Source organism: Streptomyces sp. NPDC030840 (assembly GCF_055572015.1).
Genome location: NZ_JBVIEE010000004.1, coordinates 37,760 through 62,824, shown reverse-complemented (window position 1 = coordinate 62,824; position 25,065 = coordinate 37,760). Strand labels below are relative to the sequence as shown.

Below are 25,065 nucleotides of genomic sequence, written 5' to 3'. Positions count from 1 at the left end.
GAGGGATGTATCGATCGCGGTGTCGGCATTCCGTTTGTGGCGAGGGGTGGGTGCCTGGGCTGCTGGGGTTCGAACGTATGCGGACTGTTCTGCTCCGCATACCCTCTGTATACCTTCCGGAGGCGGCGCCGCGCCCACGAAGGGGCGCGGCCGTGTCGATGTGCGGCTTCGCCGTCGCGCTTCCGGCGGAGCGCTACCCCTTCGCGAACCTCTTCAGCTGGGTCATCGACCCGTTGAACAGGTTCTGGTCACCCGGCAGGGCGCCGCTGTCGCTGTCGTGCTGCCAGATCGTCCAGAACGTCCAGTTCCCGGGCAGCTCGCCGGCCCCTGACGAGTTGTAGCGCGCGAGCCACAGGGCGTGGTCCGCGCCGAAGGCCCTGCTGTTGCCGGTGCACGTCTTCCACCAGTGCGTGGTCGTGTAGATCACCGGACGCCGGCCGGTGCGCCGCTTCACTTCGTCGCTGAAGGCCTTGATCCAGCTGACCATCCCGCTGCTGCTCAGGCCGTAGCACTTCCTCCGCCTGTCGTACGGGTGGTACTCGATGTCGAGCGCCGGCGGCAGCGTCCAGCCGTCCGCGCGCCAGGCCCCGCCGTTGCGCACGAAGTACGCGGCCTGGGTGCTGCCGGACGACTTGTCCGGTACCGCGAAGTGGTAGGCGCCGCGGATCAGCCCCACGTCGCGGGAGCCCTTGTACTGCCGGCCGAAGTACGGGTTGCGGTAGGTGTGGGACTCGGTCGCCTTGACGTAGACGAACCTGGCGCCCTTCGACTTCGCCTTCGGCCAGTTCACGTTCTTCTGGTGTGAGGAGACGTCGTGTCCCCTGGGGTTGCTCGCGGCCGCGACGGGAATCTCGGCGAGAGCGGTTCCCCCCAGCGCGAGCGTCGCCACCGAGGCCGCCACGAGGCGGGAACGGTGACGGGTCGATTTGCGGTCACAGGCCATGTTTCCCCCGGAATGGCGATGTGTGCGAAAAATCGTCCAGAGGCTACTGGAAGATCACCGGAATACGGGCGGTCACTGGCCATTCATGCCCGAAGGGGACCTGTCCCTATAAGGGCGCTGCCGGAGGCCGCCCTTCCGGCCTACACGCACCCCGCTCGGCGCCACCTCCGCCGTGCGACCTGTCAGGATCGGGGCATGGCCGATCAGGGGCGGGACTCGGGAGACGTACGGGACGCGCGGGGGAGCGAGGGGGGTGCGGGCGCCGCAGGGGGAGGCGGTGTGCCGGAACAGGTGGTGCGGGCGTGGGACGAACTCGTCGCGACGGCCCGCCGGACCGTGGCCGACGGTCTGGTCGTCGGCACGTCGGGCAACGTCTCCGTACGCGTCGGCGACACGATCCTGGCCACGCCCACGGGAGTGCCGTACGACCGGCTGTCGCCCGACGACGTCCTGGGCGTCGACCTCGACGGCCGCCAGGTCCTCGGCTCCCTCCGCCCGACGAGTGAACTCCCCATGCACCTGGCGGTCTACGGCGCCACCGGCGCCCGCGCCGTCGTCCACACCCACGCCGTCCACGCCACGGCCGTCTCCACGCTCGTACGGGAACTGCCGCTGATCCACTACATGTCCGCCGCCCTCGGGGGAGCGGTCCGGGTTGCCCCGTACGCGACCTACGGCACGCGGGAGTTGGCCGAGAACATGCTGCGGGCCCTGAAGGGCCGCACAGCGTGCCTCCTGCAGAACCACGGCACGCTCACCTACGGATCCACCCTCCTGGAGGCGTACGACCGCACGGCCCAACTCGAGTGGATGTGCCGCGTCTGGCTCACCGCGTCCTCCGTGCCGGGACTGACCCCGACGCTCCTGAGCCCCGAGCAGGTGGCCGAGGTGGGGGAGCGGTTGCGGGGGTACGGGCAGCCGGGGTGAAAGCGGACCGGTGAGGACGGGCGGGGAGGGTGGACGGGGAAGGGCGACCGGTGAGGACGGACGGGGAGGGCGGACGGGGAAGGGCGACCGGTGAGGGCGGACGGGGAAGGGCGGACGGGGTGTGAGGCGGTCCGGGAAGGGCACCCGCGGCGTTGACGGCGACGGCGGAACGGGCGGCGGGGACATGCCTGCCGGACGTCCGCCGGGCGCTCCCCGGATTTCCACCGGGGCCGTCACTCGAACCGTCCTCCCGCTGGCCGGGGGCTTTATCTGACAGGACACTGGAGGCGTGCGCACAGTCAAAGCCGCGGCCGCGGCCGCCACCGTCGCCCTCGCAGCCGGCGCGGCGAGCATCGCCGTCGGCCGGTTCGCCAGTGACGCCGCGCTGAAGGCGCCGGCGGGCGGTCGGCTGCCCACAGAACCCCGGCTGACCGTCCACGCGACGGCCGCGGGGCAGATCACGCTCACCCGGGACCTCGCCTCCCAGCGGCCCGGCAGGTACGGCCTCACGGGCAACGGCTCGCACGCGGTCGTCGGCCCGGTCCTGGACGCGGCCGACCACTCCGCCGACACCGTCGTCCGCCGCCTGGAGCGCGTCACCCACGGCACCCTCGAACCCGGCGACAAGGTGTGGTTCACCCCGAACCTCCACCTCGGTGACCCGGGCGCCGCCCTCGGCCTCCACCACACCGACGTCGAGGTGCCCGGCGAACTGGGCGCCATGCCCGCCTGGTTCGTGCCCGCCGCCCGCGACACCTGGGTCATCGCGGTGCACGGCCTGGGCGCCACCCGCGAACAGGCCCTGAACATCCTTCAGTTCCTCCACGACCGCCGGATCCCCGTCCTCGTTCCCGCCTACCGCGGCGACCCCGGGGCGCCCCGGTCCCCGGACGGACTGAACCACTTCGGCGAGACCGAGTGGCGCGACCTCGACGCGGCCATCCGCTACGCCGTGGACCACGGTGCCCAGCAGGTCGTCCTGCACGGCTGGTCCACCGGCGCCACCATGGCCCTGCGCGCCGCCGCCCACTCCGCCCTGCGCGAGCGCGTCACCGGCCTCGTGCTGGACTCGCCGGTCCTGAGCTGGGAGACCGCGCTGCGGGCCCTGGCGGCGGCCCGCCGTACTCCCGGCGCCCTGCTGCCGCTGGCCGTCCGCGCCGCCCAGGGCCGCACCGGCCTGCGCGGCGACCGCGTCCAGGCCGCCGCCCCCGACCAGTTCGAGGTGCCGGTCCTGATCTTCCACGGCCCCGACGACACGATCGCCCCCTGGTCCCTCTCCCGCGCCCTCGCCGACCGCACCCCGAACCAGGTCGCCCTGCGCACGGTCCCCAACGCCCCCCACGGGGCCATGTGGAACGCCGACCCGGCGGGCTACGAGGAGGCCCTGCGCCGCTTCCTGACGCCCTTGATGTAGACGCCCTTGATGTGTAGAGGATGGCGATGTAGCTGACGTGACCGGCGAGGCCCCTGAGGGCGGCGCGGCTGTGCTGCGCTGTGTGACGACGGGGACCACCGAGGCGCCGATACGCGCTCAGCCCCTGCCCACGCCCCCCGGTCCCCGCCCTCCCGTGGCGGCGGCGCTCATTCCGCTTCCGGGCCGGGCAAGGCGTCACTCACACGTGTCAAGCCCTTGTGGAGCCCGTGCGTTGGCCATCCCCGTCGCCCCGCGTGACATTCCGTTTGGGTTTTCGGACCGTCAACCGGAAGACTGCCCCCGTGACGTCCCGTAACCCGCGCGACTCCAGGCTCCGACTCGTCAGCCCGCGAAACCTGGCCGCCGCTCCACGAGCAGCAGTGACCCAGCGCCGCCGACCGGCCCCCCGCCCCCCGGAGGGCACCCCGCCGCCGGCGGAACTCGCCCGCATGGCCCGCGCCGGCCTGGCGGACGCGGCCCGCGTCGCCCGCTGGGCCGACGCCGCCCTCCGCCCCGGCCGCGGGGGCGCGAGCTCCGACGGCAAGGGCACCCTCTCCGCGGCGACCGCCGAACGGGCGGCCGCCGAGCTGGGGCTGACCCCGGATCAGGTCCGCCACGACTGGGACACGGCACGTCTCGCCGGGCTCGTCGAGGTGCACGGCGACACCGCCCGCCCCGGCTGGCGGCTGCGCGCCTGGAACCGCGACGACAGCGCCGTCCTGCGCGGCTGGGTCGCCCTCTTCGACGCCTGGTCGCTCGCCCACCCGGAACCCGCGGACCACGAGCCCGCCGCCGTCGCCGAGGTCGTCTCCGCGATGCCCCAGGTCCTCTCCTTCCTCCAGCTCTCCGCCGGCCCCGTCCCCGTCGAGCAGCTCCTCGACCTCCTTCAGCAGCGGGTCACCGAACTGCGCACCGAACGCTGTGAGATCCCCTTCGGGCCGCAGCCCGCCCCCGGCGCGGACGCCCAGGAGCCGGAGCCGGGCCCGGACGGCACCCCGCTCGCCCCCCTCCTCGACTGGGCCCTGCGCGCGCTCGCCTCCGTCGGCGCCCTCACCTACGGCGACGGACAGGCCACGCTCACCCCGCTCGGCAGCTGGGCCGTGTGGGTGAAGCTGGAGCAGATCTGCGTCGCCGCGCAGAGCCCCGCCGGGAACATCGAGGTCTCCGCCGAGGACATGCTCCGCGGTTGCGCCCAGCTCCGGCCAAACGCCGCCCGCGCCGAGTACCGCGCCTGGCTCGCCGCCCGCCCCGTCGGCAGCGCCGTCACCGAACTCCTCGACGCCGCCCGCGGCGAGGACGCCCTGCTGCGCGGCCTCGCCTTCGAGGCGCTCCGCGTCGTCGGCGCCCCCGCCGAGCCCGACGTACGCGCCGTGGTCGACGAGACGCCGCTGCGGCCCTACGCCCTGCTGTGGCTCGCCGAGCACGACGGCGCCGACCCCGAGGAAGCCCACGAGGTGCTCACCCGCGACGAGGCCACCTGGCTCTGGGTGGACACGGCCGCCGCCGTGGCCGACCACGGTGAGGCCCCGCTGCTCGTACGGCACCTGGAGTCCGCGGTCCAGGCCACCGTGCCCGCCCTCCTCGCCGAGGTCCGGGCCGTGGGGCACCCCCGCACCGTGCAGGTCCTGGTCGCCCTCGCCGCCGCACACCCCGACCCCGCCCTGGCCAAGGCAGTACGCCGCGCCGCCTTCCAGGTCCACACCGGCGGCGACTGACGCCCGGACGGCAGAGCTAGGGGCCTGTCTCAGGGGCGTACGTGCCGAAGCTCCACACATTGCCCTCCGCGTCCCGGGCCATGTAGTCGCGCGACCCGTAGTCCTGGTCGGTCGGGGGCATCAGGATCTCCGCGCCGTGCTCCACGGCCCGCCGGTGGTGTGCGTCGACGTCGTCCACCACGACGTACACCCCCGTGGTGCCGGCGCCTTTCATGGCGCTGTCGAAGACGCCGCCGCGGCCCTTGGAGCCGAGCATCACCACGCCGTTGCCCTGCGCCAGCTCGGCGTGCTGCACCGTGCCGTCCTCGCCCTCGTACACCGCCAGCGCCGTGAAGCCGAAGGCCTCCGTGAGCTGCCTGATCGCCGCCTTCGCGTCCGCGTACAGCAGCGTCGGACAGACGCTCGGACGCCCGCCGCCCGTTCCTGCCATGCCGATCACTTCCTCATGTCCCGGTGCCGGAATCCGCCGGAAATCCGGCCTGTTGCTCAGTCTCGCACCGGCCACTGACAACGCCCCTGGGAGCCGGGAACCGGCCCTCGCGCACCACTCTGGTACGACTCCACGGAGCGCGTCACCGGGCGGTGCTCCGTACGGGGGACGCGCCGCCGTGTCACACGGACGCCGGGGCACACACCCCCTACGCTGCGCCCCGCCACCGACCGCGTTCGCCGCCCGGCCCCCGCCGCCCTCGGTGACCGAGACCACGTGGGCCCGTGCGGTGGGGGCGGAAAACCGCTTGCCGCCCCCGTTAGAATCGGCCTCATGGCCATTCTCCTCGCGCATTAGACGGCGTGACCGCCCTCAGCCGCCCACCCCGCCGTCAACGACCCTGCCCTGGAGTCTGTCCGTGATCTCCGCCTCCGGTATCGAGCTGCGCGCCGGTGCCCGCGTCCTCATCGAGTCCGCTTCCTTCCGCATCACCAAGGGCGACCGCATCGGCCTCGTCGGCCGCAACGGCGCCGGCAAGACCACCCTGACCAAGGTCCTCGCGGGCGAGGGAATCCCCGCCGCGGGCACCGTCACCCGCTCCGGCGAGGTCGGCTACCTGCCGCAGGACCCGCGCACGGGCGACCTCGACGTGCTCGCCCGCGACCGCGTCCTGTCCGCGCGCGGCCTGGACGTACTGCTGCGCAAGATGCGCGAGAACGAACAGCGCATCGCCACCGGTAAGGGCTCCACCCGCGAGAAGGCGCTCAAGCAGTACGAGCGTCAGGAGACCGAGTTCCTCACCAAGGGCGGATACGCCGCCGAGGCCGAGGCCGCGACCATCGCCGCCGCGCTGAACCTGCCCGACCGGGTGCTCGGCCAGCCGCTCCACACGCTCTCCGGCGGTCAGCGCCGGCGTATCGAGCTGGCCCGCATCCTGTTCTCCGACGCGGACACGCTCCTGCTCGACGAGCCGACGAACCACCTCGACGCCGACTCGATCGTCTGGCTGCGCGACTACCTGAAGACCTACCGCGGCGGCTTCATCGTCATCTCCCACGACGTGGACCTCGTCGACACGGTGGTCAACAAGGTGTTCTACCTGGACGCCAACCGCGCGGCGATCGACATCTACAACATGGGCTGGAAGTTGTACCAGCAGCAGCGCGAGGCCGACGAGAAGCGCCGCAAGCGCGAGCGCGCCAACGCGGAGAAGAAGGCCGCCGCCCTGAACGCGCAGGCCGACAAGATGCGCGCCAAGGCCACCAAGACGGTCGCCGCGCAGAACATGGCCCGCCGCGCGGACAGGCTGCTGGCGGGTCTGGAGGCGGTGCGCCAGTCCGACAAGGTCGCCAAGCTGCGTTTCCCGGAGCCCGCCCCCTGCGGCAAGACCCCGCTCACGGCCGAGGGCCTGTCCAAGTCGTACGGCTCGCTGGAGATCTTCACCGACGTCGACCTGGCCATCGACAAGGGTTCCCGCGTGGTCATCCTCGGCCTCAACGGCGCGGGCAAGACGACCCTGCTCCGCCTCCTGGCCGGCGTGGAGAAGCCCGACACCGGCCAGGTGATCGAAGGCCACGGCCTGAAGCTCGGCTACTACGCGCAGGAGCACGAGACGCTCGACCCGGACCGCACGGTGCTGGAGAACATGCGCTCGGCCGCGCCCGACATGGACCTCGTCGAGGTGCGCAAGGTGCTCGGCTCGTTCCTGTTCTCCGGTGACGACGTCGACAAGCCGGCCGGGGTCCTCTCCGGCGGAGAGAAGACCCGTCTCGCGCTGGCGACTCTGGTCGTCTCCGCCGCGAACGTCCTCCTGCTCGACGAGCCGACCAACAACCTCGACCCGGCCAGCCGTGAGGAGATCCTCGGTGCCCTGCGCACCTACAAGGGCGCGGTCGTCCTGGTCACCCACGACGAGGGCGCGGTCGAGGCGCTGCAGCCCGAGCGGATCATCCTGCTGCCCGACGGCATCGAGGACCTCTGGGGTGCCGACTACGCCGATCTCGTCGCCCTGGCCTGACCACCGGACGTCACCAGGAAGCCACCGCGGGGTCATTTCCGCTTGATCGAATGACTGATCCACTGCGTATGGATCATTCGGCCGATCCGTGATCCATCATCTGTGTGAGATCTCCTCGTACCGAGGTGTGTCCTACATCGATTTCGCGGCCGAGCCCTCCCGAGCCGGGGGCTCGGCCGTCGCGCGCCCCTGACCTGCCGCTTCGCGGAACAACCCGTTCAGCCGTACGGACACGCTTGCGCGGAATTCCATATTCCGCTCGTGGGGATGTGCTCCTGTCGTCACAAGCTTGTCGCACGGACCTTGCCGAATGGGTGGCCATCACGCCCCGGAGGGGTGATCATGAGGAGACCAGAGCGCACTTCCCATGAGGAGGCACGGGTGGCCGAGACTCTGAAGAAGGGCAGCCGGGTGACCGGCGCCGCGCGCGACAAGCTCGCGGCAGACCTGAAGAAGAAGTACGACTCCGGTGCGAGCATCCGAGCGCTGGCCGAGGAAACCGGCCGCTCGTATGGCTTCGTCCACCGGATGCTCAGCGAGTCGGGCGTCACGCTGCGAGGACGCGGCGGGGCGACGCGGGGCAAGAAGGCCACGTCGGCCTGACGCCGGGCGGCTCATCGGCTTCGACGGTGACCACCCGGTCGATCAGATGACCGGCCGGGTGGTTACTGTGCAGTCACTTGAGGGCGCCGTCGTGCGACGACGTACGGCGTCCCGACCGACCGCACACACCGGAGGCGCCCATGACCTCGCTCGACAAGGACCTCGCTCCCGTACTCGACAAGGACGGCGTACGCCTCACCGTCGATGAGGCGCTCGCCACGGTGACGCTGACCAACCCGGCCAAGCGCAACGCCCAGAGCCCCGCTCTGTGGCGGGCCTTGGCCGAGGTCGGCCGGGCGCTCCCGGGCTCAGTCCGGGTGGTCGTGCTGCGCGCCGAGGGCAAGTCGTTCTCGGCGGGGCTCGACCGGCAGATGTTCACGCCCGAGGGAATCGAGGGAGAGCCGTCGTTCGTCGATCTCGCGCGGAGCGACGACGCCGAGCTCGACGCGATCATCGTCGCGTACCAGGAGGCGTTCACCTGGTGGCGGCGCAGCGACATCGTGTCCATCGCCGCAGTGCAGGGACACGCCATCGGTGCGGGCTTCCAGCTCGCGCTCGCCTGTGACCTGCGCGTCGTCGCGGACGACGTGCAGTTCGCCATGCGCGAGACCAGCCTCGGACTTGTGCCCGACCTGACGGGCACCCACCCCCTGGTGAGCCTGGTCGGGTACGGTCGCGCGCTCGAAATCTGCGTGACCGGGCGCTTCGTCCAGGCGGAGGAGGCGGTGCGGACGGGCCTCGCCAATCTCGCCGTGCCCGCCGACCAGCTCGACGACGCCGTGAGCGATCTCGCGTCCGCCGTTCTCGCCGCACCCCGCGACGCCGTCATCGAGACCAAGGCGCTGGTGCGCGGGGCACAGGACCGCACCTACGACGACCAGCGCGCGGCCGAACGCGCCGCGCAGACCCGCCGGCTGCGGGACCTGGCGGGGATCGGGGAGTAGACGGGGGCAGGGGGCGCGGGCCTGTGCTGAACATGCGGCTCCGCCGCGTGGGCGCGACCAGCCGCAGTGGGCCCGCAGCCGCGGGACAGCGTCAGCCACTCCGCCCGAGGCGCCCCCGCCCGCCAAGCATCGGCGCCGCCGCCCGCGGCGGCACGACCGAACCGCCGGACCCCGCGTCAGTCCACCGCCGTCACCACGACCGCCACCGACGGATGGCCGGGCAGAGCCTCCCCCACGGCCGCGCGCACCCCGCGCGCCACGTCGAGGACGCGTTCCCCGGTCGTGACCGCCACCTCCACGCGCACATGGCGGCGTGGCAGTGCGGGGCCGCTGTCGATGTGGACCGCGCGGTCCGGCCCGCCCAGGACCCCGGTCAGCCGGGTCACCCCCGGCACGGACAGCGCGGCAGCGGCCACGCGGGCCTCCTCGCCGTCGCCGGGCCGCTCGGGCGGGGGCTCACCGCCGGGCCGCTCCTCGTCGGGCGGGGCGGGCGCGGTGTCCTCGCCGGCGTCCAGCAGGTCCGTCACCCGCAGATGCACCTCCGTCACCGTCAGGCCGAGGTGGTCCTCCGCCGCGGTGGCCAGCGACGCCCGGAGCCGGGCCGCCGTCGCCGGCAGGGATTCGGTGGCGGGGGCCGTGGGGTCCGCCGACGCCCGGAAGTCCGCGTCGATCCGCAGCGGCCCCGGCGGCAGCGCGCTCGGGGGACGCGGCACCGCGGGGTCGTACGACGCGTCCGGATCAGTCGGTGAGATCCGCAGCCTGCCCAGCCGGACCCCGTGTGTCGAGTCACCCGCGCGGCGCAGGACCGAGCCGGCCGCCTTCTCCGTGATCCACGCGCCGTCGCGCGGGCCGCCCAGCGGGAGCAGTCTCCCGAGCGCGACCTGCTGCCGTACTGCTTTCGCCCATCCGTCCACCGTCATTGCTCCAGCCTGCCGCATCCCTGGCGCGAGACCACGCAACCCCACTTAATGTGGTCGGAGGAGGACAAACCGGAAGGGACGTACGGCATGACCGACATGACGCAGCGGAACCGGACGGGGGACCCCGAGAGCGAGACGGCGCCGGCACCGGGCGTCGGTACCCGCAAGGCCACCAGGCGTGGTGGGGGAGACCCCGCCACCCGGGGACGTACCACCATCGCCGACGGAGTGGTCGAGAAGATCGCCGGGCTCGCCGCACGGGACGTGGGCGGTGTGCACGCCATGGGCAGCGGCCTGTCACGGACCTTCGGGGCCGTGCGGGACCGGGTGCCCGGCGGATCGAAGGCGGTCACCCGGGGTGTGAAGGCCGAGGTCGGAGAGGTGCAGACCGCCCTCGACCTGGAGATCGTCGTCGACTACGGCGTGTCCATCGCCGACGTCGCCCGCGACGTGCGGGAGAACGTCGTCGCGGCGGTGGAGCGTATGACAGGCCTCGAAGTCGTCGAGGTGAACATCGCGGTCAGCGACGTGAAGCTGCCGGACGAGGAGGAAGAAGAAGAGGGCCGCCTTCAGTGAGCCCGATTCAGTGAGCCCGATTCAGTGAGCCCGGTTTCAGTGGGCCAGATTTCAGTGAGCCAACTCAGTGACGCGACTGCAGTGAGCCCGGCCTGAACGAACCGGCTTGAGCGAGCCACGGGAAACCACCGCTGGTGGGCCCGAAAGCCTCGCGCGAGTCGGGAATGGCGGCCGGGGAATGGTTTGAGCAAACCCCTGGCGATCCGGGAAATCGCCCGAGAGAGCCAGGGGAGCGCCCTGATACACCCGCACAAGCCCTAGGAGCACAGCATGAACTTGGCCGTGATCGGCATGATCGCCGGAATGGCACTGGGCTTCGCCGGGTACTTCGGCGGCTTCGGTGCCTTCGTGCTGGTGGCGGCGCTGGGTGCCATCGGCTTCGTCGTCGGCCGGCTCCTGGAGGGGGACATGGACCTCGGCGACTTCTTCCGCCCGCGTGGCGACCGGCGGCGGTGACCCCCGTGGACGGCAGCCGCTCCGACGAGGACCACCGGCCGGGCGCGGGCATCGCGCCGGCCGACCGGGGCGCCACCCGGATCGCCGACCGCGTCGTGGCGAAGATCGCCTCGCAGGCGGCGCGTGAGGCACTGCAAGCGCTGCCGCCCGGTGCCATGCCCCCGCACGCCAGCGCCGTCGTCCATCACGAGACCGCGCGCATCCGCGTCGGACTCGAACTCGACTACCCCTCCGACATCGGCGCCCGCTGCGCCGCCGTGCGTCGCCGGGTCACCCAGCGGGTAGAGGCGTTGGCGGGGATGGACGTACCCGAGGTGGCCGTCCTGGTCGAGCGGCTGCACCTCGCGCACGTTCCCGGCGCGGCACACGGGAGGACCCGATGAGCGAGTCGCAGGGCACCGAAGGCACGCACGGCACACAGCGGCTGCCGGTCATGGAGAAGGCGTCCGGCGACGACCCCGTCCAGTCCACGTCGGCGGCCGGGTACGACCCGCCGCCCGCCCTCGACAGCGAGAACGGCCACGAGAGGCGTTTCTGGTCCTCGCGCCGCATCCCCGCGGGCGTCGTCGCGCTGCTGCTCCTCGCAGGCTGCGGTCTCCTCCTGTACGACGTCGCCGCCGTCCGCGCCGACCGGCCCGCTATGCAGTGGCGCAAGACCCTCGCCCGGGAACTCGCCGAACGTCCCCTGGACGACGTGTGGGTGCTCGCCGGGGCCGCGGTCGCCGCGGCGCTCGGCCTCTGGCTGCTCGTTCTCGCCCTGACCCCCGGGCTGCGTGGCGTGCTGCCGATGCGGCGCGTACACCCCCACGTCCGGGCCGGACTGCACCGGGAGGCCGCGGCGACCGCGCTGCGTGACCGTGCCATGGAGGTCGCGGGCGTGCAGAGCGCCCGGGTCCGCGTGGGCCGCGGGAAGGTCGACGCCCGCGCGGTCGCGCACTTCCGCGAGCTCGACGAGGTGCGCGCCGACCTCGACGCCACGCTCGCCGACGGGATCCGGGGCCTCGGGCTGTCCCGGCCGCCCGCGCTGGCCGTACACGTCCGGCGTCCCGGACGGAAGGGGTGAGGTCCGGTGCTGAGGATCGTCAACCGGGTGCTGCTGGGCCTCGTCGGCCTGCTGCTCGTCGTGGCCGGAGGGTCCGTGCTCGCCGTCGGGCTCGGAGCCGACCCGCCGTCCTGGTGGGTGCACGACGGGCGGGACGACGTCCTGCTCAGCGACTCCGCCCGGACACGGTGGCGAGACGAGGGCTGGTGGTGGCCCGCCGTCATCGCCGTACTCGCGGTCCTGCTGCTGCTCGCCCTGTGGTGGCTGACCGCCGTGCTGCGGCGCCACCGGCTGGGCGAGGTGCTCGTCGACACCGGCGACGGCGAGGGCGCCCTGCTGCGGGGGCGCGCCCTGGAGGGCGTACTCGCCGGTGAGGCGGGGCAGCTGGACGGCGTGGAGCGCGCCCAGGCGCGGCTGACCGGACGGCGCCGCACCCCGGAGGCGCGGATGCGGCTGCTGCTCGCCTCGCACGCGGACCCCGGGGACGCCCTGAGCCGGCTGACGACCGAGGCCCTCGCACACGCCCGTGACTCGGCCGGGCTGGCCGCGCTCCCCGCCGAGGTCCGCCTGCGAGGCGTCAAGCACAGGGCCGAGCGGGTGAGCTGAGCGCGCAGGCCTCAGAAGCCGTGCCGTGCCCCGCCGTCCACCGGCAGCATGATGCCCGTCAGGTACGAGGCGGCGGGCGACAGCAGGAACGCCGCCGTGCGCCCGAACTCCTCCGGCGTGCCGTACCGGCGCAGCGGGATACGGGACTCGTGGCCCGCGCGGGTAGCCTCCGGGTCGGCCGAGAGACCGTCGAGCTCCCGTACGCGGTCGGTGTCGATACGGGCCGGCAGCAGACCGACCACACGGATACCGCGCGGACCGAGCTCGTCGGAGAGGGACTTGGCGAAGCCCGCGAGACCGGGGCGCAGCCCGTTGGAGATGGTCAGCCCCGGAATCGGCTCGTGCACGGAGCCGGACAGCACGAAACCGATGACACCGCCCTCACCGAGCTCCGCCGCCGCGGCCCGCGCCAGCCGGACCGCTCCCAGGAACACCGACTCGAACGCGGCCGTCCACTGCTCGTCCGTGTTGTCCGCGACGAACCCGGGCGCCGGACCGCCGACGCTGATCAGGATGCCGTCGAACCCGCCGAAGTGCTCGCGTGCGGCGGCGATGAGCCGGGCCGCGGCCTGCGGGTCGGCGTTGTCCGCGGCGACGCCCACGGCGTTCGGGCCGAGCGTGGCCGCCGCGTCGGCGGCGCTCTTCTCGTCCCGCCCGGTGATGATCACCTTGGCGCCGTCGGCGACGAGTTCCCGCGCGCTCGCGTTGCCGAGCCCGCGGGTCGCTCCGGTGACGACGTACACACGGTCCTTCACTCCAAGATCCATGGCCCCTATCCTCTCCCATCCGTTCCGTCCGTCTCCGGGCCCCCTCCCCGGGTCAGCCCGGACCCGTCCCCGCCACTGGACCTCCGCCGCCCGAGAAGATGACGCCGGGGTCGGACGGGGCCTGGTTCAGGACCCACAGGCCGATCAGTGTGGCGAGGGCGAAGACGACGGCGATCAGGACGGCGAGGACGAGCCGGCGCCGGCGTTCGCGGCGCAGCCAGTCGCCGCGGGCGGTGCGGTACGCGTCGGGAGCGGGCATGACCCCGCCGGCCAGCGCCTCCAGTGCCGCGCGCAGCTCCTGTTCGGTGCGGTCCTCGGCCGTAGGGTCCGAAAAGGCGCCCTCAGTAGTGTCCGGTGAGGTGTCGTTCATCGCCGGGCCTCCATCGCCTGGGTCAGCGCGGCGAGGCCGCGAGCCGTGTGGGTCTTGACCGAACCGCAGGAGATGCCCATCGCGGCGGCGATCTCGCTCTCCTTCAGCCCGAGCCAGTGGCGCAGGACGAGCGCCTCGCGCTGCCGGGCGGGCAGGTGCTGCAACGCGTCGATCAGCACGCGCTGGTCGTCGTGGAGCAGCGCGGTGCTCTCCGCGGAGGCGACGAGCTCGTCCGGCGGGGTCTCCACATGCTTGCGGGCGACCTGCAGGTGCCGTATCCGCATCCGCGTCAGGTTGCAGACCGTGGAGCGCAGGTACGCCTCGGCCGCCTCGACGTCCCGCAGCCGCCGCCACTTCCGGTAGATCTGGTAGTAGGCCTCGGCCACCACGTTCTCCGGGTCGTCGGCGCCGAGCAGCACGGCGAGGCGCAGCATCGACGAGTAGTGCAGCTCGAACAGCCGGGCGAGGCCCGCCTCGCGTTCCAGTTCCTCCGGATCACTCACCGCCGGGGCGAGCGGTTCGGCGGCGGGCCGCGGGACGAGCGGCTCGCGTACGGGAGCGGGGGGTGCGGCAGCCGCGGGTACGGGCGTAAAGGGTCTGCGTCTCACGGGTTGTTCGCTCCCGTCTCGGGGCGCCGCCTGACGGCCAGGCGGGACGGTAGGTCGGTCAGGTCGGCGCCGCGCGGGACGCCGAGCCGTTCGAGGACCGCGGTGCCCACCACGGTCACGGTCAGATTGAGGGCGAGGGCGGCCAGGCCCGCGTAGACCTCCAGCGGCCGGTCGGCGGGGCCGAACGGCACGATCGAGGAGAACCCCTCCCGCACCACCAGGAACGTCCCGGCCACCATGCCCACGGCCCACCCGGCGAGCAGCGCCCGGGGATGCAGCCGCCTTGTGAACAGCCCCACGGCCACCGCCGGGAAGATCTGCAGGATCCAGACGCCACCGAGGAGCTGCAGGTTGATGGCGTCCTGGTCGCGCAGCCCGAACACGAACGCCACAGCACCCACCTTCGCCGTCAGCGACACCGCCTTGGCGACGCGCACCTGGCGTTTCGGCGTGGCCGTCGGATGGACGTACTCGACGTAGACATTGCGTACGAAGCTCGTGGCGGCCGCGATCGACATCACCGCGGCCGGGACCAGCGCGCCCACGGTGATCGCGCCGAACACCAGCCCGGCCAGCGGCCCCGGCATCAGCCGGTCCACCAGCATCGGCACCGCGGCCTCGGCCCCGCCCTCGGGCGCCCGCACCCCCGTCGCGAGCGCCGCGATACCGAGGAAGCCGAAGAGAGCGAGCAGGCCCGTCCAGGCGGGCAGCGCCACCGTGGCCTTGCGCAGGGTGCGCGGACCGTCCGCGGCGAAACCGGCCGTCAGCACGTGCGGGTACATCAGCAGCGCCAGCGCCGAACCCAGGGCGAGCGTCGCGTAGGCGGGCTGCTGCTCGGGGGACAGCAGGAGAGCGGAGTCCGCCGGGCCGGTCCCGCCGAGCCGCTCCGCCGCGCCCTCGAAGACCGCGCCCGGACCGCCGAGCCGCTCCAGGACCAGCCAGCACACGGCGGTCAGCGACACGAACACGGCCACCGCCTTGAGCGCCGAGATCACGGTCGGCGCGCGCAGCCCGTGCCGGTAGGTGGCGACGGCCAGCCCCGCGAACAGCGCCACCATCACCAGGTCCCCGGCCGCGCCCCTCGGGTACAGGCCCCCGGCCGTCAGCACCGCGCGTATGCCCAGCAGCTGCAGCGCCAGATACGGCATCGTCGCGAGGATCCCGGTCAGCGCCACCACCAGCGCCAGCGGCGGCGAACCGTAGCGTCCGCGCACGAAGTCGGCGGCGGTGACGTACCCGTGGCGGCGGGCCACCGTCCACAGCCGGCTCAGCAGCACGAAGGCCAGCGGACAGACGATCACCGTGTACGGCACCGCGAAGAAGGCGGGCGCGCCGTTGCCGTACGCGAGGCCCGGGACCGCGGTGAACGTGTACGCGGTGAAGATCGTGCCGCCGAGCAGCAGCCAGGTCCACACCGGGCCGAGGCCGCGGTCGGCGAGCGCCCAGCCCTCCAGCGACGGCAGCCGGTCGACGGGGCGCAGACGGCGCGCGGTGACGGCGAGCAGCGACGCCCCGCCGATCACGGCGAGGAACGTCGCGGTCATGGCGCCATCCGCCATGGGTCACCGTCCTTGGTGTGCCTGGGCCCTCGCCTGTTGGTTGCGCGGGCGGCCGGTTCGGAGGACAGGGAACCGGCGGGAAATCTTCTGGAAATTCGCTGTCAACCAGGTGCAGCGGGTGGGCAACTCTTGCACAGACCGACAGCAAGCGGGAGAGGAGAGCAGCTCATGGCACGCACCGGACACCACCGGCTACGGCGCGTACGGCGCGTCGCCGCAACGCTGCTGCTCCTCGCGCCCGCGGCGGGGCTGCTGTGGGTCCCCTGGTACGCCGGTGCGAGTCCGCGACTGGCCGGGACGCCGTTCTTCTACTGGTACCAGCTCGCCTGGGTACCGGGGTGCGGCCTCTGCCTGCTCGCCGCGTACGCGCTGACCAGGCACGACCGGCGCCACGACCCCTGATCCGCGCACTGCCGCACGTCCCGTACGCCGTACACCCGTCTCTCGTACCGCCGTACCACCGACACCACCGCTCAGGTGAGGAGCCGCCATGCCCACATCAGTCATGCCCGAATCCGGCCGTCCGGCGCCGGACGGGCCACCGTCCGATCCGTCTCCGCGGTCCCGGCCGACCCCTCGCTCGATCATCCTGTGGACATCCGTCGCCCTGCTGGGCGCGGTCGGCTGGGGTGTCCTCGCGCTCTCCCGGGGCGAGGAGATCTCGGCCGTCTGGCTGGTGATGGCCGCCCTCGGCTCGTACGCCATCGCCTACCGCTTCTACTCGCGGTTCATCGCCCGCCGGGTCCTCCAGGTCGACGACACCCGCGCCACCCCCGCGGAACGGCTCGAGGACGGCGTCGACTACCACCCCACCGACAAGCGGGTCCTCTTCGGCCACCACTTCGCGGCGATCGCCGGCGCGGGCCCGCTGGTCGGCCCGGTGCTGGCCGCGCAGATGGGCTATCTGCCCGGCACGATCTGGATCATCGCGGGCGTCATCTTCGCCGGTGCCGTCCAGGACATGATCGTGCTGTTCCTCTCCATGCGCCGGGACGGCAAGAGCCTGGGCCAGATGGCCCGTGACGAGATCGGCAGGGTGGGCGGTGCCGCCGCGCTGATCGGCGTCTTCGCCATCATGATCATCCTGCTCGCGGTGCTGGCGATGGTCGTCGTCAACGCGCTCGCCGAGTCCGCGTGGGGCACCTTCTCGGTCACCATGACCATCCCCATCGCCCTCTTCATGGGCTTCTACCTGCGCTATCTGCGGCCGGGCCGGGTCGTGGAGACCAGCCTCATCGGTGTGGCCCTGCTGCTGCTCGCGATCCTCGGCGGCGGCTGGATCCAGGACTCCTCGCTCGCCGAGTACTTCGTCTGGAGCCCGGAGACCCTGGTCTTCTGCCTGGTCGGCTACGGCTTCGTGGCCTCCGTGCTCCCCGTGTGGATGCTGCTGGCCCCCCGTGACTACCTGTCCACCTTCATGAAGGTCGGCACCATCGCCCTGATGGCCGTCGGCGTCGTGGTGGCCGCTCCGGCGCTCAAGGCCGAGTCGGTGACCGAGTTCGCCTCGACGGGCGCGGGGCCGGTCTTCGCCGGGTCCCTGTTCCCCTTCCTGTTCATCACCATCGCCTGCGGCGCCCTGTCCGGCTTCCACGCCCTGGTCTCCTCCGGCACCACCCCCAAGCTGATCCAGAAGGAGTCCCAGGTCCGGCTGATCGGCTACGGCTCCATGCTCACGGAGTCCTTCGTCGCCGTCATGGCGCTCATCGCCGCCTGCGTCCTCGAACCCGGCCTGTACTACGCGATGAACTCCCCGGCGGCCCTGCTCGGCCCGACGGTGGAGAGCGCCTCGGAGGCCGTGAAGAACCTCGGCTTCTCCATCACACCGGACCAGCTGACCGCCGCCGCCAGGGCCGTCGAGGAGCAGACGCTGGTGGGCCGCTCCGGAGGCGCCCCCACCCTGGCCGTGGGCATGTCGGAGATCTTCTCCGGGGTGTTCGGCGGCGCCGGGATGAAGGCCTTCTGGTACCACTTCGCGATCATGTTCGAGGCCCTGTTCATCCTGACCACGGTGGACGCCGGCACCCGCGTGGGCCGCTTCATGCTGCAGGACATGCTGGGCAACGTCTGGAAGCCCATCGGCCGCGTCACCTGGAAGCCCGGCATCTGGATCACCAGCGCCCTGGTCGTGGGCGCCTGGGGCTACTTCCTCTACGCCGGGGTCACCGACCCACTGGGCGGCATCAAGCAGCTGTTCCCGCTGTTCGGCATCGCCAACCAGCTGCTGGCCGCCGTCGCCCTCGCCGTCACTACGACGATGCTCATCAAGGCGGGCAAACTGCGCTGGGCGTGGGTGACCGGAATCCCGCTGGCCTGGGACGTGGCCGTCACCTTCACGGCGGGCTGGCAGAAGATCTTCTCGGACGACCCGAAGATCGGCTTCTTCGCCGCGCGGGACCTCTACGCCGACGCCATCGACACCGGCAAGCTGCTGCCGGGCGCCACGAACACGGACGACATGCACACCATCGTCCTCAACAACACCGTCGACGGCGTGATCATGGCGATCTTCCTGCTGCTGGTCCTCGTCGTCCTGGTCAACTGCGCGGTGGTGTGCGTCCGCGCCCTGCGCTCCGCCGAACCCCTGCCGACGACCGAGGCGCCGTACGTCGAGTCCCGTATCGACGTGCCCGAGCAGCGCGACGGTGAGTCGCTGGTGGGGGCGGCAAGGGCCGGCTCATGACGGCCGCCCGGAGCGCCGTCCGCAAGGTGCTCGGCACCGTGCTCTGGTACGCGCGGGAACTGACCGGCGAGGCCGAGTACGACCGCTACTGCGCACGTCACCGCCGCCACCACCCGCGCGCCCCGGTACCCACCCGCCGGGAGTACCAGCGGATGCGCACCCTGCGGCGTGAGTGCGAGTCCCCCGGCCGCTGCTGCTGACCCCGGCACGGCGGTGACCCGCCGGGTGCGGGCGTGCCTTCTCAGCGTCCTACCGGCCCTGACGGCACGCCCGCCCCGCTCCACCAAGCGGCACGAAGCGACACCAAGCGACGGAAGCGACACCCCCGACACCCCCGAACGCCCCTGGCGGGACCCGAGATGCTCAGACGCCGCCCTTCCCTGCTGATCCGCCCCGAGCTCGACGACGACCCCCTGCACACGACCCTGACCGAACTCCTGCCCACCCAGCAGCTCCACGGCCTCGGCGCGGGCCGGACCCGTCCCCTCTGGGAGCCCGTGGCCGAACTGCTGCATGCCACGGGGCGCGACTGGGACCGCAGGGCCCACCGGGTCTCCGTCCTGGCGGCCTGCCTCCCGGCCGCGGTCTCGCAGCGGTGGGCCGCCGACCGGCCCGGCGACGGGGACGCCCTGGTCCTGCGGGCCCACGTCGAGGCGACCCGGGCGCCGGCCGAGGGACACGCCGCCGTTCGCCGCGCCGAACAGACATGCCTGCTCGCCGCCGGGGCCTGCCCCGAGGACCCGGTCCCCTGGCTGGCGCTGCTGTCCCTGATGCACTCCTGTGCCGTGCCGGTCAAGGACGCGGTTCCCGTGTGGACCGAGGCCGTCCACCGCGCGCCCTGGCTGCGGACGTCGTACCACCGGCTGCTGCGGTACCTGTCCCCGCGCGGACACGGCACGGTCCCCGACATGATGGACTTCGCCTGGCAGGCCGCCGCCCGTGCGCCGCACGGGTCGCCGGTCGCGCTGCTTCCGGTGGCGGCCCGCGTCGAACTGACGGCCCACCGCCAGGGGGCTTCGCCTCTCGCCGCGCTCGGCGCGAGCGGCGACTGGACGGAGCCCCGGGCGGGCCAGGAGATCGACGTGGCCCTGAGGGGCTGGTTCCACGCCGCCGCCGTGTCCCACGCCGAAGCCGTCACCGACCTCAACGTCCTGGCCTTCGCGCTGACCCGAGCGCACCTTCCCCGGGAGGCCGCCCCTGTCTTCCGGCGCATCGGCCGCCACATGACACGCCACCCGTGGGACCTGCTGCCCGAGCCGGAACGCACGTTCGTCTACTGGCGGGACCGGCTCACCGGCCGGCACCGGACGTGAGGGACGGCTACGCCGGTGCCGGGGCCGACTCCTGCTCCTTGGCGGGGGCGGAGGCCGCCGCCGCGCGGTCACGGCGTTCACGGCGGACCAGGATCACCCAGCCCACGGGGACACCCGCGGAGAACAGCCACCACTGGATGGCGTACGCGTAGTTCAGCGCCGCGTCCTCGTCGCCGGGCCTGCCGATCAGCTCCGGGGTGTCGCCCTTCGGCTCCGGTGCCGTCTGCGCGATGTACCCACCGAGCACCTCGGTGCCGAGGCGCTTGGCCTGCTCCTCGCTGTTGATCAGCATGATCTGCCGGTCCGGCAGCCCCTTGAGGTCCTTGATGCCGCTCGCCGCGGTCGTCTCGTCGGGCATGAGCCGCCCGGTGACGGTGATCTCGCCGCGGGGCGGTGCGGGGATCTTCGGGAAGGCGGTCTGGCTCGGGCCGTCCGAGGGGATCCAGCCCCGGTTGACGAGCAGGACCTTGCCGTCGTCGAGGACGAACGGGGTCAGGACGTGGTAGCCCACCTCGTCGTCGGAGTTGGTGCGGCGGCGGACGACGACCTCGTCGTCGGTGTCGAAGCGGCCCTTCGCGGTCACCGTGCGGTACCGCTCGTCACGGGTGACGGTGTGCCCGGGGGAGGTCATGTCCTCCACGGGCACCGGCTTGGCGCCCAGCGCGTCGGCGACCAGCTGGTTCCTGGCGGTGCGCTCCTCGTAGCGGTGCATCTGCCAGATGCCCAGCCTGATCATCGTGGGGATGAGGAGGAGGGCGACCAGCGTGAGGATCACCCACTGCCGGGACAACAGGAAGCGGTACACCCCACGACCGTACAACTCGGTCATGGGGTGCCTGCACGCGGGTGGGCGCCGAGGTCCGCGACAGCCCTCTCCGGTAGCTCAGACCCGGTCGACGATGCCCGCCTTTCCCTCCGCGCGGGCGCAGTGGGCGCCGCAGTACCAGTGGCCGTCCGCCTCGACGCCCTGCCCGATGATCTGGACGCGACAGTGCTCACAGATGGGTGCCATGCGGTGGATCGCGCAGGCGAAGCAGTCGAAGACGTGCACCGCGCCCTGGGCGTGCACCTCGAAGGTCATGCCGTAGTCGTTTCCGCAGACTTCGCAACGTGTCATGCGCCACAGGGTGCGGCGCCGACGCGGCGCGGGCGAGCGGGCGCGGGGCGAGTCGCCGGCCAATCACCCGTACGCCCGGGGCACCCGGACGCGCCGTCACCCCGCCGCCCCCTCCCCGGAGCCGCGGGGATCACCCCTCCGCCGGCTCCACGTCCCGCAGCAGCTGCCCGAACGCCGCCTCGTCGATCACCGGCGTCCCGTACTGCCGGGCCCTGGCCGCCTTCGACGTGCCGGAGTCCGGGTCGTTGGTGACGAGGAGGCTGGTCAGCCGGGACAGGCTTGTCGCGACGTGCAGCCCGGCCTCGACGGCGCGGTCCTCCAGCAGCTCGCGGTCGACCGAGGTGTCCCCCGAGAAGGCGACGCGCATGCCCTGCTTGAGCGGTTTGCCCTCCTCGTAGCGCCCCGGGTTCGGGTACGGGCACGGGGGCCGCTTGCGCGACGGGCGCCAACTCCCGGGCCCGTAGCCCCCGGAGGACTGCCGCCCGATGTGCGCGGAGCCGGACCACTCGGTCAGCGGCCTGCATTCGAGGAGCGGCAGCCGTACGCCCCGGCTCGCTGCCGTGTGCAGGCTCGGCCGGAACGCCTCGGCCAGCACGCGCGCGTCGTCCAGCGCGTGGTGCGCCCGCCGCTGCGCGACGCCGAAGTGGGCGGCCAGCGACTCCAGCTTGTGGTTGGGCAGCGGCAGCCCCAGCTCCTTGGAGAGCGTGATGGTGCACAGCCGCTGCCGCACCGGAGCCTCACGCTCCGCGCGCGCGTACTCCCGGGCGATCATCGACCAGTCGAAGACGGCGTTGTGCGCGACGAGCACACGGTCCGCCAGACGGGCGGAGAACTCCTCGGCGATGTCCTGGAAGAGCGGGGCTCCTTCGAGCATGTCGCTCGTCAGACCGTGGATCCACACCGGCCCGGGGTCACGCTCCGGGTTGACCATCGTGTACCAGTGGTCCTCGACCTCGCCGCGCGCGTCCAGCCGGTAGACGGCCGCCGAGATGATGCGGTCGTCCCGGGCCAGGCCCGTGGTCTCCACGTCGACGACCGCGTACCCCCGCGGGTACGCGGTCGGCCAAGGTGCGTCGGACGGCGCGGTCGTACGGTCTTCGAGCATGGTCACTGAGGATACGGGCCACGACTGACAGCCCGAACGCCCACCACCCCGAACGGGCCCTGACAGAGGGCGGTTGACCAAGTCCTCCCAGACGGGCGCGTGTTCGGGTGAGTGCCTACCGCCCTTGGCGGAGGTGGCCAAGAAGCAAGCGCGTACCACCGGTCATACTTGTGGGTAACAACGTCTAGCCGTCGCTGACCGGCGGTTCTACGGTGCCCACATGCCGAACCTGCCCGATGTCGTGCTGTGGTCGATACCCGCCTTCGTCCTGCTCACCGTGGTCGAGGTGGTGAGCGTGCGGATCCATCCCGATGACGACGCGGCGGGGTACGAGGCGAAGGACTCCGCGACGAGCGTCGGCATGGGGCTCGGCTCGCTCGTCTTCGACTTCCTCTGGAAGATCCCGATCGTCGCCGTCTACACGGCGGTCTACGAGTTGACGCCCCTGCGGGTGCCCGTGCTGTGGTGGACCGTCCCGCTGATGCTGCTCGCCCAGGACTTCCTCTACTACTGGTCGCACCGCGGCCACCACGTGGTCCGCATCCTGTGGGCCTGCCACGTCGTGCACCACTCCAGCCGGAAGTTCAACCTCACCACCGCCCTGCGCCAGCCGTGGACGACGTGGACCGTCTGGCCGTTCTACGTCCCGCTCGTCGCCCTCGGGGTGCATCCGGCCGCGCTCGCGTTCTGCTCCTCCGCGAACCTCGTGTACCAGTTCTGGATCCACACCGAGCGCATCGGCACGCTGCACCGGGCCTTCGAGTTCGTCTTCAACACGCCCTCGCACCACCGCGTCCACCACGCCTCCCAGGGCGGCTACCTGGACCGGAACTTCGGCGGCATCCTCATCGTCTGGGACCGGCTCTTCGGGTCGTTCACCGCGGAGACCGAGCGGCCGGTGTACGGGCTGACGAAGAACATCGACACGTACAACCCGCTGAGGGTCGCCACCCACGAGTACGCCGCCATCGCCAGGGACCTGCGGGCGGCCGGGAGTTGGGGCGAGCGGGCCGGGCGGGTGTTCCGAGGCCCTGGCTGGCGACCGGCGCGGCCGGACACGGGACAGGCGCAGGCGTCCGGCCCGACGGTCACGGAGCCCGTGGCGTGAGAGGCGGCAGGGCGCCGCTCGTCCTCTTCGCCCTCGCCGCCGCCGTCGACCTCGGGTCGCTCGCCGCCGGATTCACCCCGGGCCACGCCCTCGCCAAACCACTGCTGATGCCGCTGCTCGCCGCCCATGTCCACGTGCGAGGCGGCCCCGGGCTGCTGGTCGCCGCGCTGCTGTGCGGCTGGGGAGGGGACGTGCTGCTGCTGTCCGACGCGGAGCCCGCGTTCCTGGCCGGGATGGGGTGCTTCGCGGCCGGACACGTGTGCTACCTGCTGCTCTTCGGGCGATGCGGGCGGGCCGGGCGATCCGGAGGGTCCGGGCGCTCGGTGCTCGTGGCGGCCGGGTACGGCACGGTCCTCGTCGTCACCCTCGCCCTGCTGTGGCCCGGCCTGCCCGCCGAACTGCGCGTCCCCGTCGCCGGGTACAGCCTGCTGCTCACCGCCATGGCCCACCGGGCCGGGCGGGCCGGACCCGTCGCCGGGCTCGGAGGTGCGCTGTTCCTGCTGTCCGACACGCTCATCGCGACCGGTGTCGCCGACTGGCCGCAGCCTCCGCGCCCGGACCTGTGGATCATGCTCACCTATCTCGCGGCCCAGTATCTGCTGGTACGGGGCACGTCCGGCGTCACCAGCGGATCGGCACCGGCAGTGCCGTCAGCAGCGCCGACACCGCGACGGTCGCGCCCAGCACCACCACCTCCGCACGCGCGGGGGAGCAGGCGCTGAGCGGGTCGCTCGCGCGGGCCAGCCGGACGCGCGCCACCAGCGCGAGGACCGCGACGACGGCCACGAGGAGCACCTTGGCGAGCAGGGTGCGTCCGTACGCCGTCGCGGTCAGCTGCTCCATGACCGTGTCCGGCGGCATGCGGCGCAGTGTGCTCCACACCCCGGTGGCGGTGATGACGGCAAGGAGAACGGCCGCCACGCGCGCGTAGAGGCCCAGCAACGCGGCACCCGCCCCCGTGACGTCCGGCAGGCCCCACCGCCGGAACATCCGCAGGACGTGGAACAGTCCGCCCGCCCACAGGGTGGCGCACACCAGGTGAACCAGCGTCAGGCCGCTGCCGACCAGGGGATCGTGCTCGGTCGTCGGATGCGCGCGCAGGGCCTCCGCGACGGCGACCGCGACGAGCGGCCACGCCTGCGTCGCGGGGCGGCGCGAGAGGGCGCACAGGCCGGCCGCGGCGAACGCGTTCACCTCCAGGAGGGCGAGTGTGCCGTCCCGGGTCTCGTAGAGGCCCCCGATGTCGATGTCGGCGGGGCTCCGCGGCACCAGGTTGCCGGTCGCCACGACCGAGGCGAGGCCCAGCGCGGCGACGAAACCGGCGGCGGCCGCGTACGGCGACCAACTGCGCGGCGCCTCCGCCGGCGCCCCCGGCACCCGGCGCGCCAGCCACGCCGCGAACAACTCGCCCACCGGAACGCACAACGCGGCGAACAGCACGGTGCGCAGCACGGTGATGCCGCCGGCTCCCGGAGCCACCGCCTCGCCGGTGCCGTCCAGGGCGACACGCGGTCCGAGAAGCGGGAGCAGGGCGGCGCCGGCCACCAGGACGAGTACGGTGACGGCCCGCCCGACACCGGGACGCGCGGTGTCGGCTGTCGGTCTGGTCAAGCTCACCCCCAGAGCTTCCCCAGTTGTCACAGATCAGGGCAAGTCATGGAAAACAACTGGGCATACGGTATTCCGCCCATAGGTACGCTTCGGCCCGTCCCTCGATTCAAGCGCGCCACGCCTCACCGATGGTCGCGCCCCGGCCGCCCCTACCCGTCCCATCCCTGGGGGCTGCGCCCCCAGACCCCCGCCATCGGCCTGACGGCCTCGTCCTCAAACGCCGGACGGGCTGGG

General features: G+C 72.6%; 28 protein-coding genes. 17 read left to right on the top strand and 11 right to left on the bottom strand.

Annotated elements, in window-relative coordinates:
- Positions 1 to 193: 193 nt before the first annotated feature.
- Positions 194 to 943: a lysozyme gene (locus ACZ49J_RS10665; RefSeq protein ID WP_467451065.1), complete on the bottom strand. Its 750-nt coding sequence runs from the start codon at positions 941 to 943 to the stop codon at positions 194 to 196.
- Between the two features lie 195 nt (positions 944 to 1,138).
- Here ACZ49J_RS10665 and ACZ49J_RS10660 point away from each other — a divergent pair, with 195 nt between their 5' ends.
- The 3 genes from ACZ49J_RS10660 (at position 1,139) to ACZ49J_RS10650 (ending at position 4,999) form a co-directional block, all read left to right on the top strand.
- Positions 1,139 to 1,870 carry a class II aldolase/adducin family protein gene (locus tag ACZ49J_RS10660; protein WP_467451063.1) on the top strand — a complete coding sequence of 244 codons (732 nt, stop codon included), beginning with the start codon at positions 1,139 to 1,141 and terminating at the stop codon, positions 1,868 to 1,870.
- Between the two features lie 289 nt (positions 1,871 to 2,159).
- Complete coding sequence (locus ACZ49J_RS10655; protein ID WP_467451062.1) at positions 2,160 to 3,284, top strand: alpha/beta hydrolase; 1,125 nt, start codon at positions 2,160 to 2,162, stop codon at positions 3,282 to 3,284.
- A 302-nt stretch (positions 3,285 to 3,586) separates the two neighbouring features.
- Positions 3,587 to 4,999, top strand: coding sequence for a hypothetical protein (locus ACZ49J_RS10650; protein WP_467451061.1), 1,413 nt, complete (start codon positions 3,587 to 3,589; stop codon positions 4,997 to 4,999).
- A gap of 16 nt (positions 5,000 to 5,015) precedes the next feature.
- Here ACZ49J_RS10650 and ACZ49J_RS10645 read toward each other — a convergent pair whose 3' ends face one another.
- Positions 5,016 to 5,429 (bottom strand): VOC family protein, encoded by a 414-nt coding sequence (locus ACZ49J_RS10645; RefSeq protein WP_467451060.1) that lies wholly within the window; start codon positions 5,427 to 5,429, stop codon positions 5,016 to 5,018.
- 418 nt (positions 5,430 to 5,847) lie between these two features.
- Here ACZ49J_RS10645 and ACZ49J_RS10640 point away from each other — a divergent pair, with 418 nt between their 5' ends.
- From ACZ49J_RS10640 to ACZ49J_RS10630, 3 genes are all read left to right on the top strand, one after another.
- Positions 5,848 to 7,446 carry an ABC-F family ATP-binding cassette domain-containing protein gene (locus ACZ49J_RS10640; protein ID WP_467451059.1) on the top strand — a complete coding sequence of 533 codons (1,599 nt, stop codon included), beginning with the start codon at positions 5,848 to 5,850 and terminating at the stop codon, positions 7,444 to 7,446.
- A gap of 381 nt (positions 7,447 to 7,827) precedes the next feature.
- The gene (locus ACZ49J_RS10635) at positions 7,828 to 8,049 is read left to right on the top strand and encodes a helix-turn-helix domain-containing protein (RefSeq protein WP_009337982.1); all 222 of its coding nucleotides are present in this window, start codon (positions 7,828 to 7,830) and stop codon (positions 8,047 to 8,049) included.
- A 140-nt stretch (positions 8,050 to 8,189) separates the two neighbouring features.
- Positions 8,190 to 8,993 (top strand): enoyl-CoA hydratase/isomerase family protein, encoded by an 804-nt coding sequence (locus ACZ49J_RS10630; RefSeq protein ID WP_467451058.1) that lies wholly within the window; start codon positions 8,190 to 8,192, stop codon positions 8,991 to 8,993.
- A 176-nt stretch (positions 8,994 to 9,169) separates the two neighbouring features.
- On the opposite strand, the gene ACZ49J_RS10625 is transcribed toward ACZ49J_RS10630, so the two are convergent.
- Entirely contained in the window at positions 9,170 to 9,913 is a 744-nt protein-coding gene (locus ACZ49J_RS10625) for a nucleopolyhedrovirus P10 family protein (RefSeq protein ID WP_467451057.1), read from the bottom strand.
- An 87-nt stretch (positions 9,914 to 10,000) separates the two neighbouring features.
- Between ACZ49J_RS10625 and ACZ49J_RS10620 the strand changes: the two genes are divergently transcribed.
- The 5 genes from ACZ49J_RS10620 to amaP all read left to right on the top strand — a co-directional run bounded on the left by ACZ49J_RS10620 (position 10,001) and on the right by amaP (position 12,593).
- A complete protein-coding gene (locus ACZ49J_RS10620) occupies positions 10,001 to 10,489 on the top strand; it encodes an Asp23/Gls24 family envelope stress response protein (RefSeq protein ID WP_467451056.1) in 489 nt (162 codons plus the stop codon).
- A gap of 270 nt (positions 10,490 to 10,759) precedes the next feature.
- On the top strand, positions 10,760 to 10,945 hold the full coding sequence (locus ACZ49J_RS10615; protein ID WP_467451054.1) for a hypothetical protein: 186 nt from the start codon (positions 10,760 to 10,762) through the stop codon (positions 10,943 to 10,945).
- Positions 10,942 to 11,328 carry an Asp23/Gls24 family envelope stress response protein gene (locus ACZ49J_RS10610; protein ID WP_467451052.1) on the top strand — a complete coding sequence of 129 codons (387 nt, stop codon included), beginning with the start codon at positions 10,942 to 10,944 and terminating at the stop codon, positions 11,326 to 11,328. Before ACZ49J_RS10615 ends, ACZ49J_RS10610 begins: the two co-directional genes overlap by 4 nt.
- Positions 11,325 to 12,008, top strand: coding sequence for a DUF6286 domain-containing protein (locus tag ACZ49J_RS10605; protein ID WP_467451051.1), 684 nt, complete (start codon positions 11,325 to 11,327; stop codon positions 12,006 to 12,008). Before ACZ49J_RS10610 ends, ACZ49J_RS10605 begins: the two co-directional genes overlap by 4 nt.
- Before the next feature lie 6 nt (positions 12,009 to 12,014).
- Positions 12,015 to 12,593, top strand: coding sequence for an alkaline shock response membrane anchor protein AmaP (gene amaP / locus ACZ49J_RS10600; RefSeq protein ID WP_467451049.1), 579 nt, complete (start codon positions 12,015 to 12,017; stop codon positions 12,591 to 12,593).
- 11 nt (positions 12,594 to 12,604) lie between these two features.
- Here amaP and ACZ49J_RS10595 read toward each other — a convergent pair whose 3' ends face one another.
- The 4 genes from ACZ49J_RS10595 to ACZ49J_RS10580 are packed head-to-tail and all read right to left on the bottom strand — an operon-like array spanning position 12,605 to position 15,897.
- Complete coding sequence (locus tag ACZ49J_RS10595) at positions 12,605 to 13,360, bottom strand: SDR family oxidoreductase (RefSeq protein WP_467451048.1); 756 nt, start codon at positions 13,358 to 13,360, stop codon at positions 12,605 to 12,607.
- 52 nt (positions 13,361 to 13,412) lie between these two features.
- Complete coding sequence (locus tag ACZ49J_RS10590; RefSeq protein WP_467451046.1) at positions 13,413 to 13,730, bottom strand: hypothetical protein; 318 nt, start codon at positions 13,728 to 13,730, stop codon at positions 13,413 to 13,415.
- Positions 13,727 to 14,338 carry a sigma-70 family RNA polymerase sigma factor gene (locus ACZ49J_RS10585; protein WP_467451044.1) on the bottom strand — a complete coding sequence of 204 codons (612 nt, stop codon included), beginning with the start codon at positions 14,336 to 14,338 and terminating at the stop codon, positions 13,727 to 13,729. Before ACZ49J_RS10585 ends, ACZ49J_RS10590 begins: the two co-directional genes overlap by 4 nt.
- Positions 14,335 to 15,897, bottom strand: a complete 1,563-nt coding sequence (locus tag ACZ49J_RS10580; RefSeq protein WP_467451042.1) for a sodium:solute symporter family protein — start codon at positions 15,895 to 15,897, stop codon at positions 14,335 to 14,337. The genes ACZ49J_RS10585 and ACZ49J_RS10580 overlap by 4 nt, the downstream gene beginning before the upstream one ends.
- Before the next feature lie 168 nt (positions 15,898 to 16,065).
- Here ACZ49J_RS10580 and ACZ49J_RS10575 point away from each other — a divergent pair, with 168 nt between their 5' ends.
- From ACZ49J_RS10575 to ACZ49J_RS10560, 4 genes are all read left to right on the top strand, one after another.
- Positions 16,066 to 16,299: a DUF3311 domain-containing protein gene (locus ACZ49J_RS10575; RefSeq protein ID WP_467451040.1), complete on the top strand. Its 234-nt coding sequence runs from the start codon at positions 16,066 to 16,068 to the stop codon at positions 16,297 to 16,299.
- A gap of 88 nt (positions 16,300 to 16,387) precedes the next feature.
- Positions 16,388 to 18,577 (top strand): carbon starvation CstA family protein, encoded by a 2,190-nt coding sequence (locus tag ACZ49J_RS10570; RefSeq protein WP_467451039.1) that lies wholly within the window; start codon positions 16,388 to 16,390, stop codon positions 18,575 to 18,577.
- The gene (locus tag ACZ49J_RS10565) at positions 18,574 to 18,777 is read left to right on the top strand and encodes a YbdD/YjiX family protein (RefSeq protein WP_467451037.1); all 204 of its coding nucleotides are present in this window, start codon (positions 18,574 to 18,576) and stop codon (positions 18,775 to 18,777) included. Before ACZ49J_RS10570 ends, ACZ49J_RS10565 begins: the two co-directional genes overlap by 4 nt.
- Positions 18,778 to 18,936: 159 nt before the next feature.
- Positions 18,937 to 19,890: a hypothetical protein gene (locus ACZ49J_RS10560; RefSeq protein WP_467451036.1), complete on the top strand. Its 954-nt coding sequence runs from the start codon at positions 18,937 to 18,939 to the stop codon at positions 19,888 to 19,890.
- 7 nt (positions 19,891 to 19,897) lie between these two features.
- Here ACZ49J_RS10560 and ACZ49J_RS10555 read toward each other — a convergent pair whose 3' ends face one another.
- From ACZ49J_RS10555 to ACZ49J_RS10545, 3 genes are all read right to left on the bottom strand, one after another.
- Positions 19,898 to 20,695, bottom strand: coding sequence for an SURF1 family cytochrome oxidase biogenesis protein (locus tag ACZ49J_RS10555; protein ID WP_467451330.1), 798 nt, complete (start codon positions 20,693 to 20,695; stop codon positions 19,898 to 19,900).
- A 78-nt stretch (positions 20,696 to 20,773) separates the two neighbouring features.
- Positions 20,774 to 21,007, bottom strand: a complete 234-nt coding sequence (locus ACZ49J_RS10550) for a hypothetical protein (RefSeq protein ID WP_467451035.1) — start codon at positions 21,005 to 21,007, stop codon at positions 20,774 to 20,776.
- 130 nt (positions 21,008 to 21,137) lie between these two features.
- Positions 21,138 to 22,112: a DEDDh family exonuclease gene (locus tag ACZ49J_RS10545; protein WP_467451034.1), complete on the bottom strand. Its 975-nt coding sequence runs from the start codon at positions 22,110 to 22,112 to the stop codon at positions 21,138 to 21,140.
- Positions 22,113 to 22,332: 220 nt separating this feature from the next.
- On the opposite strand from ACZ49J_RS10545, the gene ACZ49J_RS10540 reads away from it, so the two are divergent.
- Positions 22,333 to 23,220 (top strand): sterol desaturase family protein, encoded by an 888-nt coding sequence (locus tag ACZ49J_RS10540; protein WP_467451032.1) that lies wholly within the window; start codon positions 22,333 to 22,335, stop codon positions 23,218 to 23,220.
- Positions 23,217 to 23,942, top strand: a complete 726-nt coding sequence (locus ACZ49J_RS10535) for a lysoplasmalogenase (protein WP_467451030.1) — start codon at positions 23,217 to 23,219, stop codon at positions 23,940 to 23,942. The genes ACZ49J_RS10540 and ACZ49J_RS10535 overlap by 4 nt, the downstream gene beginning before the upstream one ends.
- Here ACZ49J_RS10535 and ACZ49J_RS10530 read toward each other — a convergent pair.
- Positions 23,842 to 24,837, bottom strand: coding sequence for a CopD family protein (locus ACZ49J_RS10530; RefSeq protein WP_467451029.1), 996 nt, complete (start codon positions 24,835 to 24,837; stop codon positions 23,842 to 23,844). The genes ACZ49J_RS10535 and ACZ49J_RS10530 overlap by 101 nt on opposite strands.
- Between the last annotated feature and the right edge of the window lie 228 nt (positions 24,838 to 25,065).